This window comes from Rhodococcus sp. T2V (assembly GCF_029269925.1).
GTDB classification, from domain to species: Bacteria; Actinomycetota; Actinomycetes; order Mycobacteriales; family Mycobacteriaceae; genus Rhodococcus_F; species Rhodococcus_F koreensis.
The window spans coordinates 1-18,825 of record NZ_JARJBD010000064.1 but is presented as its reverse complement, the minus strand read 5'-3'; the positions used below and the strand labels follow the sequence as shown (position 1 = coordinate 18,825).

The following is an 18,825-nucleotide window of genomic DNA, read 5'->3' as shown; positions in this document are numbered from 1 at the left end:
ACGTTCACCGTCCCCTCTTCGCCGAACTTTCGCATTCCCCAACCACGTCGGTTGGTTCACGGTCGACCCGCTACCAGAAAGAACGTGCAATGAAAGCCGCTGTGTACTACGGAAATACCGATCTCCGCTGGGAGGACGTCCCCGATCCGGAGACGAGGCCAGGACACGTGAAAGTCAGAGTCGCTCACAACGGCATCTGCGGCACCGACATACACGAGTTCTTCGAGGGCCCCATGCTGACGCCGGTATGGCCTCATCTGCTCACAGGTGTCACCCTGCCGGTCGTACTCGGTCACGAGTTCTCCGGAACTGTAGTGGAAGTCGGCGACGGCGTCACTCGTGTCACCGAAGGTGATCGCGTGGCCATCGAACCCGTCATCAACTGCGGCAACTGCCACCCGTGCCGGCGCGGCGACTACAATCTCTGCGACATCAGCGCCTTCCTGGGTCTCAGCAGTCAGGATGGTGGTGGACTGGGAGAATACGTCGTCGTCGATGCCGGGAGAGTTCATGTCTTGCCGGAAAACGTGAGCCTCGAATCAGGTGCCGTCATCGAACCACTTTCGGTCGCAACGCATGCGGTTCGACGTGCCAATTCACGTCCCGATGACCGTATCGTGGTCCATGGCGCGGGCCCGGTCGGGCTCGGCATCATCCAGACTCTCGCCTTGCGAGGAGCAGAACGAATCATCGTCAGCGAGACCTCTGCACTGCGACGAAGCGTCCTGGAATCAATGAAGATTCAGGGAGTCGAGGCGATCCTCGACCCGACAGCGTCCGACATTTGCCAGGAGATCAGCGCCCGGGTAGACGACATCGGTGCCGATCTCACGTTCGTGGTAGCTGGACGATCGACGGCGAAGAAGCCCGACGGCTCGCCGTTGATCCCGCTCAATACCGCCATGGAAAGCACCCGGCGAGGCGGTCGTGTCGTGTCGGTAGCGACCCACCCGGAGATGTCCATCCATCCGGATGTTCTGACGTTCAAAGAACTCACGGTGATCGGCTCTGCCGCCTACACGAAGACCGATTTCGAATTGGTGCTCGACGCCATGAAGAAACAGCAGTACACGGTGGAACCCTGGGTGGAACATCGACAGCCTACCGACATCGCGACCGCCATGGCAGATATGCGGGACGGTAAAGCGTGCAAGGTGTTGATCGATCTCTAGGCGAGCCCAGCGGCGCGGTCGCATCGACGCACATCACGGCATCGACCGTAGGTGCCGACGGCGATCGTGCCGCCCGCACCACCGTTGCCTCCACAGACGGTGTCCGACTACGAAGACGTTGTACTGAGGCGGAGCGGGGCAAGGTCCAACGTAGCTAGGAGCATTTCATGAAGCGAGGAAGACTGCGGCCCAGATGTCGCACAGGTAGGTCAAGACCTCCTCCTGAGTCGCATCGATTTTGCCGCGTGTGGTGAGTGACAGAAGTGAGCGTGTGGAAGTCTCGAGCATTATTGCGCGCGTCCGCGCGGCCGCACGCTCGGATTCCGGCAACCGATCGAAGAAGTTGTCCAGCACGTCAATCAGGTCACCACTTGTGTTGATAAACCAATCCTCAATTGCAGGATCGGTTTGCGAAGCGGTAATCATCGCTTCGTATAAACCGTGTTTTTCTCGCCAGACCTGCTGCCATTCAGCGAGCCACTCGCGCAGATCGACGCGCAGGTCTTGATCATCGCTTTGCGCAAGAATTTCGTTGAGCCGAGCGAAGTTCTGCAGCGCATCGATCTTGCCCTCCGACAACATGTTGACGACGAGTTCGAGCTTCGACGGAAAATGGAGATAGAATGTTGCGCGACTTACCCCCGCTGCGGCAGCAATGTCGTCGACGCGTGTGCCGAGATAACCCTTTTCAGCGAATACGCGCTCGGCCGCGTTGGCCAGGCGCGTTTTAGTGACTTGTCGCTTTTCCTCGCTCAACGAGGACGGTAGAGAGTCCATGATGGAACTGATTATAGTTCGCGAGTTCTCACCCCGCTCTGGTGGCTGCGAAAAGCCACGCAATGCGCCCCATCTCAAGGGCTTGACCGCCAACCAATCAGGGTCCTGTCCTTGCGAGCAGCGCCATCGCCCTTTCTATCCGCTCCCCCACATCGAATGAGATGACGTGCAATACGAATTTGTAGTAGATGACGTGTATCCGCCTGGCCCCGAGTTCACCGCCACTGCGAACGCCGGACCCGAACTCCAGGCTGCCGCGGACGAGGACCGACTCGCATTCTGGGCCACCCAGGCCGAGCGCCTGCACTGGCACACACCCTTCTCCGAGGTGCTCGACTGGTCCGACGCCCCCGTCGCGAAATGGTTCGTCGGCGGCGAGTTGAATGTCGCCTACAACTGCGTCGACCGCCACGTCCTGGCAGGCAACGGCGACCGCGTCGCCATCCACTTCGAGGGCGAACCGGGCGATACCCGCGACCTGACCTACAACGACCTGCTCACCGAAGTGTCCAAGGCCGCCAACACCTTCACCGACCTCGGACTCGTCGCCGGCGACCGTGTCGCGATCTACATGCCGATGATCCCCGAGGCCATCGTCACCATGCTCGCCTGCGCCCGCCTCGGTCTGACCCACTCCGTGGTCTTCGCCGGCTTCTCCGCCAGCGCCCTGCGCTCACGCATCGACGACGCCGAAGCCAAACTCGTCGTCACCGTCGACGGACAGTGGCGCCGCGGCCAGGCCGCACCCCTCAAGCCCGCCGTCGACGAGGCCGTCGACGGCGCCGAATCGGTCGAGCACGTCCTGGTCGTCAAGCGCACCGGCATCGACGTCGCGGTCACCGAGGGCCGGGACCTGTGGTGGCACGAGACCGTCGACAAGGCGTCCGGCACCCATCAGGCGACCCCGTTCGACTCCGAGCACCCGCTGTTCATCCTCTACACCTCCGGCACCACCGGAAACCCCAAGGGCATCATCCACACCTCCGGCGGCTACCTCACCCAGGCCTCCTACACCCACCACAACGTGTTCGACCACAAGGCCGGGCGCGACGTGTACTGGTGCACCGCCGACATCGGCTGGGTCACCGGCCACAGCTACATCGTCTACGGACCGCTGTCCAACGGTGTCACCCAGGTGGTCTACGAGGGCACCCCGAACTCCCCCGACGAGCACCGCCACTTCCAGATCATCGAGAAGTACGGTGTCAGCATCTACTACACCGCACCCACCCTGGTGCGCACGTTCATGAAGTGGGGCCGCGACATCCCCGACGCCCACGACCTGTCCAGCATCCGGCTCCTCGGCTCGGTGGGCGAACCCATCAACCCCGAGGCCTGGAAATGGTTCCGCGAGGTCATCGGCGGCAACCAGGCCCCGATCGTCGACACCTGGTGGCAGACCGAGACCGGCGCCATCATGATCTCCCCGCTGCCCGGGATCACCGCCACCAAACCCGGCTCCGCGATGGCACCGCTGCCCGGCATCTCCGCGAAGATCGTCGACGACGACGCGAACGAACTCGGCGCCGGCGGCTCCGGCTACCTCGTCCTCGACAAGCCGTGGCCGGCGATGCTCCGCGGCATCTGGGGCGACATGGACCGCTACCGCGACACCTACTGGTCCCGCTACCCCGAGCAGGGCTGGTACTTCGCCGGTGACGGTGCCAAGTACGACGAGGACGGCGCCCTGTGGGTGCTCGGCCGCGTCGACGACGTCATGAACGTCTCCGGACACCGCATCTCCACCTCCGAGGTCGAATCCGCCCTCGTCGGACACCACGGGGTCGCCGAGGCCGCCGTCGTCGGCGCCGCCGACGAGACCACCGGCCAGGGCATCGTCGCGTTCGTCATCCTCCGCGAAGGTGTGGAGAACACCGGCGACACCCTCATCGCCGAACTCAAGGCCGAGGTGTCCCGGGAGATCAGCCCGATCGCCAAGCCCCGCCAGATCACGATCGTCCCCGAACTCCCCAAGACGAGGTCGGGCAAGATCATGCGGCGCCTGCTCAAGGACATCGCCGAGGGCCGCGACCTCGGCGACACCTCCACCCTCGTCGACCCCAAGGTCTTCGACGCCATCCGCGGACCCCGATAACCGTCTCCGCAACCGACAAATCGAGAGAAGATGAACGATCACGAGAAAGACATGCTCGCCTTCGCACGGACCTGGAAGCCCTATGGTGGCAACGACGACGAGATCCTGCCTGAATTTGGCCTTACCGCAACCACGTTCTATCACCGGGTGCTGGCACTTCTGAATCGTCCCCTGACCCACGGCCTCGGAATCGCCGAGTGCCAGGCGATTCGCACGTTCTGCGCGGCAAAGCTAAGGGCTTACGACTGCGCCGTGACATCGCGGCCAGCACAGCGATCTGTTCGGAACATCTGATGCGATTGAGATGTCGGTGACGTTCCCCTCGAGGCGAGTCGATTCGCGGGTGTGCCTCTGAACTAGAGGAGGGGACCGTTCTGCCTGCGAACTACCTGGCCGCGAAGAGCATCCATGAAGGGCCGATCACCACACCCGCCGTCCGACACGCCTTGCATCCCGACAGTTGATATAGCAACATGTGGCGTGGAGCATATGTTGCTATAGCAACTTACCGCCGGGATGAAGCGAGGTGAGTATGAGCGTCCATCCAGGCTCCGAGGTGAAGCACTGGATTAGACGCCGCCACAACCAGCTCCGGTCCGGGCCCCCATCCGGCGGATGCTCCGTAGCTCGGGGACGGCTGAGTGTCGCGCGGGGATGGCTGTACCGATCAGCTCGTCCACGGGTAGAGGAGATCGACCATGTGTCGAACCGGAGACAGAATCAGAGATGGAGAAGCAGTATGACCGATGGACAGACCACCAGCGTGACACCCGTGACGCTGAGTTTCAGTACAGATTATCGGCGTATCGCTGTTGAGGAAGCCTGGGCTCCCAAACAGCTGCTCGATCTGTATCGAAGTGAGCTGGCAGCAGGAAACATCACGGACCCGGGGTTCCGGAGCCTCTGGGGTTACTACTTGGGTGACACGGAGCGGGCGTCCTCGTTGACCGAGCGCATCGTCGAGGCGGGACCCAGCCGCATTGCCGCCATGGACGCGGCGGGTATCGATGTCCAGATCTTGTCTCTGACTGCTCCGGGGGTCCAAGTTCTGGCGAAGGACATCGCCAAACCGATGGCCGAGGATGCCAACGACCTTCTCAAGCAGTCTGTGGATGCTTATCCGGATCGCTTCTCCGGGCTCACCGCTGTTGCACCGCAGGATCCCGAGCATGCAGCACAGGAAATTCGGCGCGGTCACGACAAACTCGGTTTCAAGGGAGTCATCATCAACTCCCACACACACGGCGAGTACTTGGACGACAAGAAGTTCTGGCCGATCTTTGAGGCCGCCGAAAGCCTGGACACTCCGATCTACCTGCACCCGACTACGCCTTCGGCCCAGATGATTCAGCCCTACGTCGAAGCGGGTCTGGACGGCGCCATTTTCGGATTCGCCGCCGATACTGGACTGCACCTGTTGAGGATCATCACTTCCGGAGTCTTTGACCGGTTCCCCAATCTGAAAATCGTCGTCGGGCACCTCGGCGAGGCGCTGCCCTACTGGCTTTGGCGCATCGATTTCATGCATGCAATAGCCGTGAGGACCCAGCGTTACAGCGCAATCAAACCCCTCGAGCTGCGCCCGAGCGACTACCTCAAGCGCAACATCTGGTACACCTCCAGCGGCATGCCGTGGGCGCCGGCGTTGAACTTTGTTCGCGATGTCGTGGGGAAGGACAGGGTCATGTTCGCTTGGGACTATCCCTACCAGTACGACGCGCAAGAAGTTGCCGATACCGACGCCATCGCGTGGAGTCCCGAGGAAAAGAAAGCGTTCTTCGAGGGAACAGCAGAACGGGTCTTCCACCTCTGACCCCGACACGCAAGAATTAGTCTCGGCCGATGGGTTAGCCGCTCGGCAGGCTTGCCTTCGTGACGTGAGACCCGCGGACTGACAATGACGCTATGCAGCACAACACAGCAAGTCCACCAACAGGACTCACTTGCCACGGAGCCTCAGGCGTCGATACATCGGTTCCAGTGTGGGGCATGCAGACCACCCGCGCCGTGTGCGGCACCCACCTAACAAAGAACGGGAGTTTTTCATGACGGAGCAGATCAGCGAGACGGCGCCGATGAATCCCATGCGCGTCGCCATCATCAATGTTCACTGGCAGCGAGACATTGCGACTTCTAAGGGTGCGTTCGGCCCCTTCTTCGCGGAGTCCGTGAAACGCGGCGGTTGTGTCAGCAATGCCCGCCGTGCCATCGATGCAGTCCGTGCGGCCGGGGGCATGGTGGTGTACGCGCGGGTCGCGTTTCGAACCGGGTATCCGGAGTTAGTGCAGAACAATGCCCTCTACCGGCAGGTCGCAGCGGCCGAAGCACTGCTCGAGGGATCGGAAGGCGCCCAGATTATTCCAGAGCTATCACCCGATCCCGCCGACCCGATTGTCACGCACACGCGACTTTCGGCCTTCCAGGGGACCGAGCTAGACCTGATGCTTCGTAACCGCGGTGTGGACACCGTCCTGCTGACGGGCGTCGCCACCGATGTGACTGTCAGCGGGACTGCGAAAGACGCTGTCGGGCTCGGCTATCGCACAATTCTCCTGGCAGATGCCTGCGCGGCTGCTACCGACGCCGCCCATGCGGCAGTTCTCGACACCTTTCAAATCTTGGGGGAGACCCTCGACACCGCCGAACTCACAGGGACCTTCACCGGCCACTCATTCGACATCGCCAGCCGCACGGCCTAATGAAAGGGACACCATGAGGCACTACGAGCAGTTCATCGACGGAGCCTGGGTAAGACCGGCAAGCGGACAATATTTCGAGGACAGGAGCCCCTTTGACGGCTCAGTAATCGCGGAAATCGCAGCTGGATCGCGCGCGGACGCCGCTGCCGCCGTAGCTTCCGCACGACGCGCCCTACCGGTATGGATCGGAGTCACCCCAGAGGAAAAGCAACGCTACTTCCTCGAGATGGCAACAGTGCTCGAGCGTCGCCGCGCCGAGATTTTCGAGCTCCTCGCACAGGAAACCGGAATGGCCGTCCGCAACGCGGTGAGCGGTTTCCACCGTGGCGTGGCTGAACTCCGCCAAGCCGCCGGTTGGGTCTATATGCCTCAGGGCGAAATCATTCCCTCCAACTTTCCTGGCCGGTTCAACATGGCGGTCAGGCGACCCCTCGGGGTTGTCGCAGGTATCAGTCCCTGGAACAGCGCTCAGGCCTTGGCATGGCGCACGGTCATTGCACCACTGGCATTCGGGAACACCGTCGTACTGAAGCCGTCGGAGGAGTCCCCCATCTGCGCCGGCATGATCCTCGCCGAAGTCGCAGAGGAGGTCGGACTTCCGCCGGGCGTGCTGAACGTGGTTTCGCATGCCAAGGGGCAGGCGCAGGAGATCGCCGATGAATTCTTCGAAAATGATGCGGTTCGTTGCATCAACTTCACCGGCTCCTCCCGTGTCGGTCGAATGCTCGCCGAGCGGGCGGCCCGCCACCTGAAGCGCATCGTTGTCGAGCTCGGGGGCTACAACCCGATGCTGGTTCTTGCGGACGCAGACATCGAATACGCAGTCGATGCAGCAACTTTCGGCGCCTTCTTCCATCAAGGCCAGATTTGCATGAGCACCCGGAAGGTGATCATCGAGGAGCCGCTCTACGAGGACTTCGTTTCACGTTTGGTCGACAAGGCCAAGAACCTCCCCCTTGGGAACCCGCTCGATGAGAAGACCCTTATCGGACCGTTGATCACCTCCGAAGCCGTTGCCAGCGTCCAACACCGCGTGAACGACGCGGTTGAGCGAGGCGCGCGGGTGCTTGTCGGCGGTGGGGCGGACGGCTCCTGCTACCGACCGACGGTGCTTGCGGATGTACCTGAGGACGCGAGCCTGTATCGGGAAGAGGCATTCGGACCGGTAGTGGTGGTTCAGTCGGTGAGGGACAAGTTTGAAGGCATCCGCGTCGCCAATGATCATCGCTATGGCCTGACCGCCAGCGTCTTTACAGGTGACCCTGACGTGGCTCTGGAAATCGCGGCGCAAATCGAAGCCGGCGCCGTACGCGTCAACGACCAGACCGTGATGGATGAGAACCAGATGCCCCTCGGAGGCACCAAGGACAGCGGGTGGGGTCGCAGTGGGCCGCACTCGATCGAAGACTTCACCGAGTGGCAGTGGGTGAGTGTTCAGAACGGACGCCGGACTTACCCCACGTCATGAGCATCCGCCTGAGATGAAGCTCAGGCAGCAGCGGCCGGGGTGTGAGTGGGCCAAGACTGGCACCCGGCATGGTCAGAGCCTTTCGCCAGATCAGGCTGATCAGGGTGAACGATGCATCTTCCCTGACAACCCTCGACGGGGCTAGACCCCACTACCTGGAAGGACCCTCACTAGATGAGCCCCTACCGGACGACAGCGGCGGTCGTACCAGCCGAGAACGCACCGTTCCTCCTCGAAGAGGTTGAGATCGATAGCCCTCGACCAAGTGAGGTCCTGGTCCGTGTGGTAGCCAGTGGAATGTGCCAGGCGGATCTGACTGCACGATCGGGAGGGATCCCCTTCCCGCTACCAGGCGTGCTGGGCCACGAGGGATCCGGCGTGGTCGAGGCAGTCGGAACAGGTGTATCCGACTTCTCCGTGGGAGACCACGTCGTGCTGTCGTTCGCTTTTTGCGGACACTGCCGCCCATGCCGAACAGGGCATCCCGCCTACTGCGACTCTTGGACAGCCCTGAACCTCTCGGGCGGGAAGCGGCCGGACGGCTCAACGGCACTACGCCGGCACGGCGAAGCGCTCCACGGGCACTTCTTCGGGCAGTCTTCATTCGCCACGCTTGCGCTCGTCCCAGCCCACTGCGTGATCAAGGTTCCACCCGATGCACCACTGGAACTGCTGGGGCCTCTCGCCTGTGGGATCCAGACGGGCGCCCAGTCGGTGCTCAAGGTCCTCCGCCCCGGCCCCGAGGAAACCCTAGCTATCTTCGGAGCCGGCGGCGTAGGCCTCAGCGCGCTCATTGCGGCCGCCAACCTGACCGGCGCGACCACGTGCGTCGTCGACATCCATCCCGCGCGATTGGAGTTGGCGACGAGACTGGGAGCAAGCCACGTCGTCAACGCACGCGATGACGTCGTCGAATCGCTACGTGATCTGACCGGGGGCCGCGGTGTCGACGTGGCGCTCGAGGCAAGCGGAGCGGCCGGTGTCTTGACCCAAGCAATCAAGACTCTGGCGCCGATGGGTCGCTGCGCGGCAGTCGGTGGAGGAGGACGCGACGGCGAAGCCTCGTTCAATACTCTTCAAGCAATTGTGAGGGGCATTCAGATAATCGGAGTCAATCAGGGCGATGCGCTCCCGCGCGAGTCCATTCCCATGCTCATTGAGCTTCACCGACGAGGTCGGTTCCCTTTCGACCAGCTGCTGCAGGTGTACCCCTTTGAAGACATCAATCAGGCGGCGACTGAAGTGGCTTCTGGCGGCGTAATCAAGGCGGTATTGCGTATGCCGTAACAGTTCAATCTGCGATCACCCGTTGAACGTGCCAAGACGAGAACGACACGGACGGGCTGGGTCACCGCTTGCCCCCATCATCGTGGGTACGAAGACTCCCGCAATCAGATCTCGTATCCAATCGTATATCAGACTCCCTGACATCATTGACGGCACATGTCCGGTGCCATGCGGTGGCAGGCCCGCCCGATGGGCGGAGGACCGAAGTGCCCCAGCATCCGCCCCAAGCAGCTGGGCCAACACAGCACGGCCGCCGACGGCCGAACCCGAAGGAGCGACAATGACCGGAAGAACAATGCGAGCCGCGAGACTGCATGAGGTTGGCGAACCCATGGTGCTCGAGGACGTGCTCCTCCCCACACCGAGCGTCGGCGAGGTTGTAGTACGTGTCCGCGCCTGCGGTATCGTGCCGAATCTCGCGAACGTATTGGCCAACTGGGGCGTCTGGTTTCCACAGAACCCGCTCCCGACCCTGCCAAGCATCTTTGGGCTCGACCCTGCAGGCGTCATCGAAGAGGTTGGCAGCGACGTGACTGCGTTCAAACCGGGCGACCGGGTGTACGTCAACCCCGGCCGCTACTGCAACGAGTGCCTGGCTTGTCGACGGGGCGACCACATCAACTGTGACAGCTTCGCGTTCACAGGGTATTTCGGCTTCACAGCGACGTCGCGAAGGATGCTCGACAGGTACCCCTACGGTGGCCTCGCGGAATACATGTTGGCACCGCAATATTCCCTGGTGAAGTTGCCCGACAGCATAAGCTTCGAGCACGCCGCCCGATTGGGCTACCTCGGCACGGGCTATTCCGCCCTCCGCAAGGCCAACGTTGGCTCGAACCAAACCGTACTGATCAATGGTATCTCCGGAACCCTCGGCCTCGGTGTCGCCCTCTTCGCCCTCGCCATGGGAGCAACCCGCATCCTTGGCACGGGCCGGAACCGCGAACTTCTCGACCGCGTTCGCGCGCTAGCACCCGGCCGCATTGAAGTCCACTCAATGCTCGACGGACCTGTGGACGAATGGGTCCACACGATAACCGAGCGGGGCGTCGACGCCTACGTCGACGCGCTAGGGCCGGGAGCTCCACCGGAAAGCATGCAGCAGGCCATCAAGGCACTCCGCCGCGGGGGCATTGCGGTCAATGTCGGCGCCACCGCCGGCATGGTCCCCCTCGATGTGCACCACATGATGGACAACCAGTTGAAGCTGGAGGGGTCACTGTGGTTCACCGCCGCTGAGGGGCAGGAGATGATTTCCATCATCGACAGCGGGCTCGTGGACCTGTCCATTTTCGAGAATGTCGTTTCGCCACTGGAAAAAGTCAATGATGCGATCTCCGGAATCTCGGTTCGCAACGGAGGGTTCAGCAATTTCGTCGTTGTACCAGAGAGCAATTGACGAAAATCAAGCTGCCGAGGCGGGCCTGCCGCAGGGCCAGGCCCGCCTCGGCTACATCCCGTTGCAGCTTCCCTGTCCGTCGGCCCGGACGTCCAGAAGCATCGAGCGCTTCCAACCCTGGCGCGTGATTGATGCGGTTCCCACTGAAGGCCTCCCGAGCATCGCAGAATCCGGCTAATAGGCGGGGAATGCGAAAGCTGGAGAGCCTGCAGCCCCGGCCACCCAGACTCGCGCGCAGTTCACTTAACTCATTCGGCCGGATGCACTGCCAACGGCCACGCTGAAGTGCAACGGATACGACAGACGCCATTCGATGCGGCGCTGTGTCATTCGATGCGAGTACTGGCGTCGCAAGTCGAAGCCGACTCGCCATCTACCGCTTGAGCAGCTCGACAGTACTCACATCTCTCGACGACGAGAGACCTGCGCGGCAGCGTCAACCCCGCTGACGGCGTCGGACCACAGTCCACGCTCACAGCGACTGCCCGCAGCGCGCCGGTGATCCTTCCTGCCTGGCGGCGGCCGATCCAGGCGTTCAGGTCGTTGCCATGCCTGTCAACCATGCACTCGGAGAAGTCGCGGACGAGTCGCCCAGCGACGGCTAGCTCGGGCCGGCACGTCGGACGTGTCGCCGAATTTCCCCCTCTTGATGAGCCGAGCCACGGGTCGATCAGCGGTTCTTGGACTGCTTTCGCAAGCCTAGCTAGTCGTTGACCGTATCGATGAGCATCTGATCATACGCTCGTAGGCCTTCTAGATTGGCATTGGCGCGGGAGAGGTATCCCAGAAATTGCTCGGTGTCGGCCGCAGTGAACCCTCTGGTGAGTTCCTTCATTCGGAGCCGGGCCAACGGAACTATCCTCTGGTGAACCTCCAGACCCGCGCTTGTCAGGTAAATGCGCTTTGCCCCCACTTCCCGTTCAACGACAATGAGGCCCAGCTCTTTCAGAGTGCTGATGGTGCGGGAGACCACGGCCTTGTTCAACTTCAGAAGAGCCGCGATATCGGCGGCCACCGCGCCAGGCTTGGTCGCGATCGAGTTCATTACTCGCCACTCATTGACACGCACGCCGGTCTTGCTGGCGTATACCCTGCTGCCGCCGTACATGAAGCTATTGGCGATCGAAACGATCAAGGAGGGGATGGTGGTGTGGGACACAACCTCCTCGACGGGGCCCCGCTGCACCTCCGGGCTATCGCGGGTAGGCCGGCGGGCGACTCCCTCTCCAACGGTCTGCTCAGTAATCGGCTTCTCCTCCTCGTATCCGCATACAACATCTTGCGCCAGTCGAGTTGGTATAGCAACATGTGACCTACGGCATATGTTGCTATACCAACTTGCCTCCACGTGAGACGACTGCACACTCAGCTGAAACCAGGAACCGTTTGCCGCAGAGGGACGAGCGTTGGGCTCTCCCCCACTCGACCTGGTGACACACCCCGCAATACATGACCGCGCTGAGCCGTGAACACCGTCGCGGTGTGGAAGGAAAGGCGCCCAGTTCTGGCTGAGATTGACCAAGGCCCCCAGTCGTTCGAGCATGCTCCGAATTCAACACGACGCATCAAATCCAAGCCACGCACCTTTGCCGACCACCAACAGGCCAAAGAGGGAGCGCTCCCGCGGCCATTCGCGAGGCACGTTCTGCTGAGGGCGCTCTCCCCTCCCCTATCCACTCAATGACCTACCCGAAAGAAGGCATCCCATGGCGGCTGCACCACCAGAAGTTGGTCCTACCGAATCAAACAACCGAAGTCTTGGAGAGGAGGTCGTCGACCCCGCCACAGCCATCACCGCGATCCGCATCGATGAGAAGGCCGCCCGTCGGCTTCGCGAGAAAGAAGATCGCGGAAGCCTTCTGTACTGGGTTCTTGCGACAGCCGTTCTGGTGTTGGTCGGGGAGCAGACGATCCTGTCGATCCTGATGTACACACCGGTATTGTCCGATGTCGCACTTGAGTTCCAAACCTCGAACGTCGTCTGGATGCTGACCGCCTTCACGCTTGCCTCTGCGGTGTTCCTGCCGCTCATGTGCAAGCTTGCCGACGTCTACGGCAAGGCGCGCGTCCTTATCGCAGGTTCGGCGGTGTCCGCCCTCGGATGCTTCATCTGCCTTGTTGCACCGAACTTCACGGTGATCTTGATAGGTCGCGTGCTGATGGCAGCTTCGTTCGCCTGCGCACCCCTGTCGGTGGCGCTGATGCGAGAGGTGATTCCCGAACGGATGCGCGCGGTCGCGATCGCGATGGCCACGAATGGTTTTGGTGTGGTGGTCATTGGAGGACCGTTGCTGGCGGGCTATATGGGAACCGCGTTCGGTGTTCGCTCGATCTTTCTGCTGAATCTCGTCATCTGTGCGGTGTCCGCCCTGCTTGTATGGGGCCTTGTTCCGGAGTCGCCGGCGAGGGCGCTGATGCGTGTTGATTATCTGGGTTCCGCTTTGCTCGGGGCTGCGTTGTTCGGCCTACTCGTGGGGTTCAGTGAGATCCCGACCCGCGGTTTCGCAGATCCGCTCGTGCTGATCGGGGTGATCGGCGGGACGGTCGCCAGCATTGTTTGGTGGTATCAGCAGCAGCGCGTCGCGGCACCGGTGATCAGCGTGAAACTTCTGCGGTACAGACCGATATGGACGACGCTCTTCGCGGTTCTCTCCACCAGCGGAGTCGCAGCAGCGGTGAACTATCTGGTGTCTCTCGCCTGGTCGGCTGATCCTACGACCACCACGTACGGTCATGGCCTGTCGGCCTTTGAGATCGGACTCTGGTCGGTCCCTGCGGGGGTTCTGACTGTGATCGCCGGAATTGCCGTTGGTTTGACTGTGCGCTCGATTGGCTATCGCACGCATATGATCGTGGCGATGGTGTTCTGGACCGTACCCGCCGTGCTCCTAGCATTGTTTCTTTCCGCACCGCCTTTTGCGCTAATTGTCATATACGGCCTCTTCGGCCTGGCCAACGCTTCCCAGGCCGCCGCCGCCGGTCTGATCTTGCTCGCCACGCCGGCCGACCAGCGGGGTGTCGCTCAAGGAATGAACTACGCACTGCACGGAATCGGCGCGGCGATCGTCCAGCAGATCACCTTCACGATGCTTTCCGCGAGCGTCGTCGGAACCGTATCGGGGGTTCCCGTCTACGGTGAATCCGGCTTCCGTAACGCCTACCTCGTTGCTGGTGTCATTGGGGCGATCGGACTGGTTGGTTCCCTTGCGATCCCGCACGGACGACGACTCGGCATCCCGAAAACTCGATCCACGACTGCTGAGAATGCTGGTGAGCCCATAGATGGCCGCGAGGCCGACCACACCCGCGCCTCCACGAGAGCCAGCTAATTCGACAGTGCGAAGGAGGAGGAGTTTGTCTCCAATGGAGAGCATGATTGCCCGAGTCGAGGGCGCCAACTGCAGCGTACGACGGATCCTCGCCGAGAGGCTCCCAGAAGAAGGGCCAACGTCATTGCGGTCGGTGCATGCGCAGCCAGGTCAACCCGTGCGTACCGAGGTGACGCCACCGGACGACCTGCCGGAAACTGCGGCGCTTGCACGCGAGCAGGGACACGAAATTCACCGCGCCTGGCGGGATGTCCGAGATCGTGTAGGGCTGATGAACGTACACGACGATGGGGTGAACGACTTCTATATTTTGACGTCGTCGCGACCGACACCGGTCCATGGCCCGCACCGGCTCGCACCCGGTGGCGGAAGAGTTTGCCGACCGGGTCATTGCGCCGGACGGACCTCGAGCACTGCCCGTCCCACACTCAGAGACAACCGAGGTATCTCATGAATCCGGCACCTACAGTAACGCTCCTCGATCGACTCCTCACCACCACCCGGGATGTGCGGGTAAAGAGTGGGGACGATGTCGAGATTGTGACCCACATAGCAGGTTCAGGGCCGCTGGTGGTCCTGGTCCACGGATTTCCTGACACCTGGATTTCATGGCGTCACCAGATAGAAGAGCTTGCGACCTCGGGGTACCGCGTCGCCGCACTCGAAACCCGGGGTTACGGCGCTTCCTCATGCCCACATCCGATCGAGGCTTACACCGTGCTTGAGATGTCTGCGGACATCATCGCGGTGATGGATGCGCTCGGTGAGGACCGCGCCGTGCTCGTAGGCCACGACTGGGGTGCCGACCAGACACACGCGACCGCGCTGGTGCACCCGGATCGGGTAGAGGGATTGATCACCTTCACTATGCCCGCTCTCGAGTACAGCGACGTCCCCCCCTCCCAGATTTTCAAGACTGCGTTCGGCGACAACTTCTTCTACTGGAACTACTTCTTGGAGGAGGATGCGGCGGAGAATGCACTCGACGTCGATCCTGCGCAGTCGATCAGGAAGTTTCTGTATGGCATGTGCGGCGAACGGGGTGAAGGCGTCAACAGCCTTGTACAGCCGCCCGGCACCACACAGCTGCTTCCCGGACTTCCCGACCCCGAGCACTTTCCGAACTGGCTCGCTGAGGACGAGCTCGAGTACTACCGAATGTCTTTTGTCCAGAGCGGATTCAGGGGGGCTGTCAATCGCTACCGAGCGGCCGACCTCGATGTCGTACAGATGCGTCCGTGGGCGGACTGCACGATTGATCAGCCCGTGCTGTGGATTGGTGGAGCGCTTGACCCCTCCCTCGCCATGGTTCGCGCGTCCCTCTCCGCTTCAACTGGCGACGATGCCACCTTCGACCCAGTACCTCGATGCACCGACGTTCGAGGGCGCAATGTCCTAGAGGGCGTCGGCCACTGGGTGCAGCATGAGGCGCCGATCGCGTCAAACCGGTTGATCAACGAGTTTCTCGCAGAGATTTCCTATGGACCGTCGCGTTAGTGCCTGTCCGTGTGGTGCGGGTTCCGCCAACCTCATCGGGGCCCGGCACTCGGAATCCGAGTGGGCTGCGCCAGGACGGTGCGGTCGCTTGGAAGCGGCCGCACCGTGCGGCGCACCCGGGCCGCTGTTTGTCGATGTGAACTCTGGTTCGGATGCGGGCGCGATGGTAGGACGTGGGCACATCCTCCCATGGAAGTCGGCTTGAAGTCGCTTTGGGCGGCTTCGTAAACACTCGCGAGAAGGCAGGAAGCGAGGTCCGTCGATTCGCCCCGCACCGGTGGTACTAGTGGTGCGGGGCGAATCGAGTCCCACTCAACCAAGAATCGATAGCGAGTCTCAGTGCACCACAAGAATTGTCGCGCGGCACCACCGACACAGCACTTCGGGTTTACAGGCCCCGGGCCGGAATTCGGCTCGGGGCGTATGAATCGATCTGGCCCGGTACGGACCCAGTGTTTCGATACACCGCCCCTCCGGACTTCGCTCACGAACGGCGGTTCACTAAGGGAGGCCGGCAGTTACTACAGAATCCCCCGCCGATCGCGTTCGCCGCGATCGGCGGGCCGACAAGGCGAGATTCCGTACGACAATCACTGTCAGCGGCGCGCCGGGCGCTGCTCTATTCTGTGCCCCACACTGAGAAGTTCAATTCGACGAAAGGTACAGTTCAGGGGCTTCCGGGCACCGATAGTCCGTCGCGGGACTGGCGCGCGGTCCACCGCGGAGCACGCTGCGCTCCGTGCAGTAGTCGAACTCGCCACTGAGGAGACGGTATCCGCCAACCTTATAGAACACGCCACGCCCCGTTGTCCGTTCTCACGGCTGACACTTGGGCATCTCGTTTGCGGCAATCACAGATGCGACTACAGCGGGGTTGATTCGTGCAGGATCAAACCCCTCTGCAATGACTACTAATTTAACGCCACCGCATCCGCGGGAGAGCTTGTGGTGCGTTCAGCGAAGCAGTCTCATCCATCACCAAAGGCCACCCCGACTTCGGGAAGCTTACCCAACCACACCTCAATTCGACTGTCGGGAATCGTCGCCATCAGGCGCCACATACGCCATCTGGCGGAGCTGTCTGCGCGCCTACGCCTGGTGTTGGAGGGCTATCACCCACAGTCCGTCATCTCATCACATTGCCGGCGTCGACTGGCAAAGCGATTCCCGTGACGAATCGCCCGGCCGCCGAGGATAAATACAACACTGCCTCGCTGATGTCGTTGGGCTCAACCCACGGTGCGGGCAACGTATGCATGGTACTTGACCGCACGGCGAAGTCCTCTTGGGTCGGTGCCGCTAGATCTGGCGCGAATAGTCGATAGACTTCGTCGTTCATGATCATTGGGGTGTTGACTTGCGACGGATGGATGCTGTTCACGCGAATGGAGTGAGGCCCCAGTTCAATGGCCAAGGCACGCATGAGTCCCACGACGCCGTGCTTCGATGCGGCGTAGGCGGAACACTTCTGCATTCCCCTCAAACCGAGTGCCGAGCTGGTGATCACGATAGACCCACCCCTTCCCCCTTGGATCAGATGAGGTATCGCCGCGCTGCACGTATTCCAAACTCCCGTTAGGTTGACGTCGATCACGGTTCGCCAGTCCTCGGCCGGGAGCTCGTGGGCGAGTCCTCCGCACGAGATGCCTGCGTTCGCAGCAACCACGTCGAGCCTGCCCAGCTCGGCGACCGACTCGCTGACAAAAGCACGGAGAGCCGCCGCGTCTCTCACATCGATCACCGCGGTAATGATTCGTCTTCCCGTCTCCCGGACCAACCTAACCGTCTCATCGAGATCATCTCGATCCGAGATCGAATACTTCAAGCCTCGGACCGGGGCGCACACATCCACTGCGATGATGTCGGCGCCTTCCTGCGCCATCCGGAGGGCGTGGCTACGGCCTTGCCCGCGGGCCGCGCCGGTCACGAATGCGACCTGCCCGGTCAAGCGGCCAAGTGCCTTGTCGTCGGTTGTTTTCTGGGTCATCGAACGATCACTCCCCCGTCTACGGGAACCTGAGCCCCAGTAATGTGCTCGGCCTCGGCGGATACCAGGAACGCCAACGCATCCGCCACCTCGGTTGGGTCTACCCACGGGATGCCCGTCGGATGGATCTGGCGCGTAGCCTCAGCGAACTCCTCGGAGCTCGGAGCAATGAGGTCCGGGCGCCACATCTGATAGCACGCTTCGTTCTGCGCCATCGGTGTGTCGACGATGGTCGGATGCAGTGTGTTGGCGCGCACTCGGTGGGGTGCCAGTTCGAGTGCAAGGCAGCGCATCAGGCCGACCAGTCCGTGGTTGGCCGCTATATACGCTGCCGAGTTGGCAGCCGCTTTCATGCCAGCTACCGCCGAGGTGATGACGATGGAACCGCCACGACCACCTTCGATGAGATGCGGAATCGCAGCGCGGCAGGTATGCCATGTGCCGCTCAAATTGACGTCGATTGTTTCGGTCCACTCATCGTCCGACATCGTAAGGGCCGGCGCGTGTGTGGAGATACCGGCGTTGGCTGCGACGATGTCCAGGCGGCCTAGGTCGGTAACCGCGTCATGGACAATTCGCGTCAGTTCCTCCAAATCGCGCACGTCGACTTCCGCCGCGACAACATGACGTCCAGCGTCTCGGACCAGCTTCGCGGTTTCCTCCAACTCTCCCGTCGTGGCGCCCGGGTAAGACGTGGTGGACATGTCCCGACAGGCATCCACCATGATGATGTCCGCGCCCCCATGCGCAAGGCGCACGGCGATACTGCGGCCGAGACCACGCGCGGCTCCGGTAACCAGAGCCACCCTTCCGTCAAGTCGTGACATTCTCTCTTCTCCGCTGTGGTGGTTGATATTTCATCGATTGCTGTGCGAGGGCGGGCACGATTCCTTCGCACGTGAGACCACCGGACTCGCCAACTCAGACAGTTAAGTTGCTATAGCAATAAATAACGTAGCTCACATATTGCTATAGCAACAGCGGCGATGCAAGAGACCACTCACAGGCTTCTGCGGGCCTCTTCGAACTAGTAGACCGTCGCAGCTAAGTTTTGGGATACAGGTGGCGGAGTTTGATGCGGGCGTCGTCGGTGGTGAAGTGCCACTGGACCTGGC

Annotated in this window: 14 protein-coding genes; 10 read left to right on the top strand and 4 right to left on the bottom strand. The window is 61.7% G+C overall.

The genetic code is table 11. From position 1 onward, the window contains the following. The first annotated feature begins 89 nt into the window (after positions 1–89). Positions 90–1,172 (top strand): alcohol dehydrogenase catalytic domain-containing protein, encoded by a 1,083-nt coding sequence (locus tag P3H15_RS36880; RefSeq protein WP_276141769.1) that lies wholly within the window; start codon positions 90–92, stop codon positions 1,170–1,172. A gap of 165 nt (positions 1,173–1,337) precedes the next feature. Here the strand turns inward: P3H15_RS36880 and P3H15_RS36875 are convergent, their stop codons facing one another. After that, positions 1,338–1,949: a TetR/AcrR family transcriptional regulator gene (locus tag P3H15_RS36875; RefSeq protein ID WP_276141768.1), complete on the bottom strand. Its 612-nt coding sequence runs from the start codon at positions 1,947–1,949 to the stop codon at positions 1,338–1,340. Between the two features lie 166 nt (positions 1,950–2,115). Between P3H15_RS36875 and acs the strand changes: the two genes are divergently transcribed. From acs to P3H15_RS36840, 7 genes are all read left to right on the top strand, one after another. Continuing rightward, entirely contained in the window at positions 2,116–4,044 is a 1,929-nt protein-coding gene (gene acs, locus P3H15_RS36870; RefSeq protein ID WP_276141767.1) for an acetate--CoA ligase, read from the top strand. Between the two features lie 30 nt (positions 4,045–4,074). Beyond that, the gene (locus tag P3H15_RS36865) at positions 4,075–4,338 is read left to right on the top strand and encodes a DUF3263 domain-containing protein (RefSeq protein ID WP_276141766.1); all 264 of its coding nucleotides are present in this window, start codon (positions 4,075–4,077) and stop codon (positions 4,336–4,338) included. Between the two features lie 445 nt (positions 4,339–4,783). Further along, on the top strand, positions 4,784–5,857 hold the full coding sequence (locus tag P3H15_RS36860) for an amidohydrolase family protein (protein WP_276141765.1): 1,074 nt from the start codon (positions 4,784–4,786) through the stop codon (positions 5,855–5,857). Between the two features lie 232 nt (positions 5,858–6,089). Beyond that, entirely contained in the window at positions 6,090–6,743 is a 654-nt protein-coding gene (locus P3H15_RS36855) for a cysteine hydrolase family protein (RefSeq protein WP_276141764.1), read from the top strand. A gap of 13 nt (positions 6,744–6,756) precedes the next feature. Continuing rightward, positions 6,757–8,211 (top strand): aldehyde dehydrogenase family protein, encoded by a 1,455-nt coding sequence (locus tag P3H15_RS36850; RefSeq protein ID WP_276141763.1) that lies wholly within the window; start codon positions 6,757–6,759, stop codon positions 8,209–8,211. 174 nt (positions 8,212–8,385) lie between these two features. Beyond that, positions 8,386–9,498 carry an NAD(P)-dependent alcohol dehydrogenase gene (locus tag P3H15_RS36845; protein WP_276141762.1) on the top strand — a complete coding sequence of 371 codons (1,113 nt, stop codon included), beginning with the start codon at positions 8,386–8,388 and terminating at the stop codon, positions 9,496–9,498. A 280-nt stretch (positions 9,499–9,778) separates the two neighbouring features. Further along, positions 9,779–10,897, top strand: a complete 1,119-nt coding sequence (locus tag P3H15_RS36840; RefSeq protein WP_276141761.1) for an alcohol dehydrogenase catalytic domain-containing protein — start codon at positions 9,779–9,781, stop codon at positions 10,895–10,897. A gap of 703 nt (positions 10,898–11,600) precedes the next feature. On the opposite strand, the gene P3H15_RS36835 is transcribed toward P3H15_RS36840, so the two are convergent. Further along, complete coding sequence (locus tag P3H15_RS36835) at positions 11,601–12,032, bottom strand: MarR family winged helix-turn-helix transcriptional regulator (RefSeq protein WP_276141760.1); 432 nt, start codon at positions 12,030–12,032, stop codon at positions 11,601–11,603. Positions 12,033–12,603: 571 nt separating this feature from the next. On the opposite strand from P3H15_RS36835, the gene P3H15_RS36830 reads away from it, so the two are divergent. Both P3H15_RS36830 and P3H15_RS36825 read left to right on the top strand, forming a co-directional pair. Continuing rightward, positions 12,604–14,226 (top strand): MFS transporter, encoded by a 1,623-nt coding sequence (locus P3H15_RS36830; RefSeq protein WP_276141759.1) that lies wholly within the window; start codon positions 12,604–12,606, stop codon positions 14,224–14,226. Between the two features lie 450 nt (positions 14,227–14,676). Further along, positions 14,677–15,723, top strand: coding sequence for an alpha/beta fold hydrolase (locus tag P3H15_RS36825; protein ID WP_276141758.1), 1,047 nt, complete (start codon positions 14,677–14,679; stop codon positions 15,721–15,723). 1,126 nt (positions 15,724–16,849) lie between these two features. Here the strand turns inward: P3H15_RS36825 and P3H15_RS36820 are convergent. Both P3H15_RS36820 and P3H15_RS36815 read right to left on the bottom strand, forming a co-directional pair. Then, positions 16,850–17,710 carry a mycofactocin-coupled SDR family oxidoreductase gene (locus P3H15_RS36820; RefSeq protein WP_276141757.1) on the bottom strand — a complete coding sequence of 287 codons (861 nt, stop codon included), beginning with the start codon at positions 17,708–17,710 and terminating at the stop codon, positions 16,850–16,852. Further along, complete coding sequence (locus tag P3H15_RS36815; protein ID WP_276141756.1) at positions 17,707–18,537, bottom strand: mycofactocin-coupled SDR family oxidoreductase; 831 nt, start codon at positions 18,535–18,537, stop codon at positions 17,707–17,709. Before P3H15_RS36815 ends, P3H15_RS36820 begins: the two co-directional genes overlap by 4 nt. Positions 18,538–18,825 lie beyond the last annotated feature (288 nt).

Coding starts and splice junctions, on each gene's coding strand:
- P3H15_RS36880 (WP_276141769.1), top strand. CDS start 90: ATGAAAGCCGCTGTGTACTACGGAAATACCGATCTCCGCTGGGAGGAC.
- P3H15_RS36875 (WP_276141768.1), bottom strand. CDS start 1,949: ATGGACTCTCTACCGTCCTCGTTGAGCGAGGAAAAGCGACAAGTCACT.
- P3H15_RS36865 (WP_276141766.1), top strand. CDS start 4,075: ATGAACGATCACGAGAAAGACATGCTCGCCTTCGCACGGACCTGGAAG.
- P3H15_RS36860 (WP_276141765.1), top strand. CDS start 4,784: ATGACCGATGGACAGACCACCAGCGTGACACCCGTGACGCTGAGTTTC.
- P3H15_RS36855 (WP_276141764.1), top strand. CDS start 6,090: ATGACGGAGCAGATCAGCGAGACGGCGCCGATGAATCCCATGCGCGTC.
- P3H15_RS36850 (WP_276141763.1), top strand. CDS start 6,757: ATGAGGCACTACGAGCAGTTCATCGACGGAGCCTGGGTAAGACCGGCA.
- P3H15_RS36845 (WP_276141762.1), top strand. CDS start 8,386: ATGAGCCCCTACCGGACGACAGCGGCGGTCGTACCAGCCGAGAACGCA.
- P3H15_RS36840 (WP_276141761.1), top strand. CDS start 9,779: ATGACCGGAAGAACAATGCGAGCCGCGAGACTGCATGAGGTTGGCGAA.
- P3H15_RS36830 (WP_276141759.1), top strand. CDS start 12,604: ATGGCGGCTGCACCACCAGAAGTTGGTCCTACCGAATCAAACAACCGA.
- P3H15_RS36825 (WP_276141758.1), top strand. CDS start 14,677: ATGAATCCGGCACCTACAGTAACGCTCCTCGATCGACTCCTCACCACC.
- P3H15_RS36820 (WP_276141757.1), bottom strand. CDS start 17,710: ATGACCCAGAAAACAACCGACGACAAGGCACTTGGCCGCTTGACCGGG.
- P3H15_RS36815 (WP_276141756.1), bottom strand. CDS start 18,537: ATGTCACGACTTGACGGAAGGGTGGCTCTGGTTACCGGAGCCGCGCGT.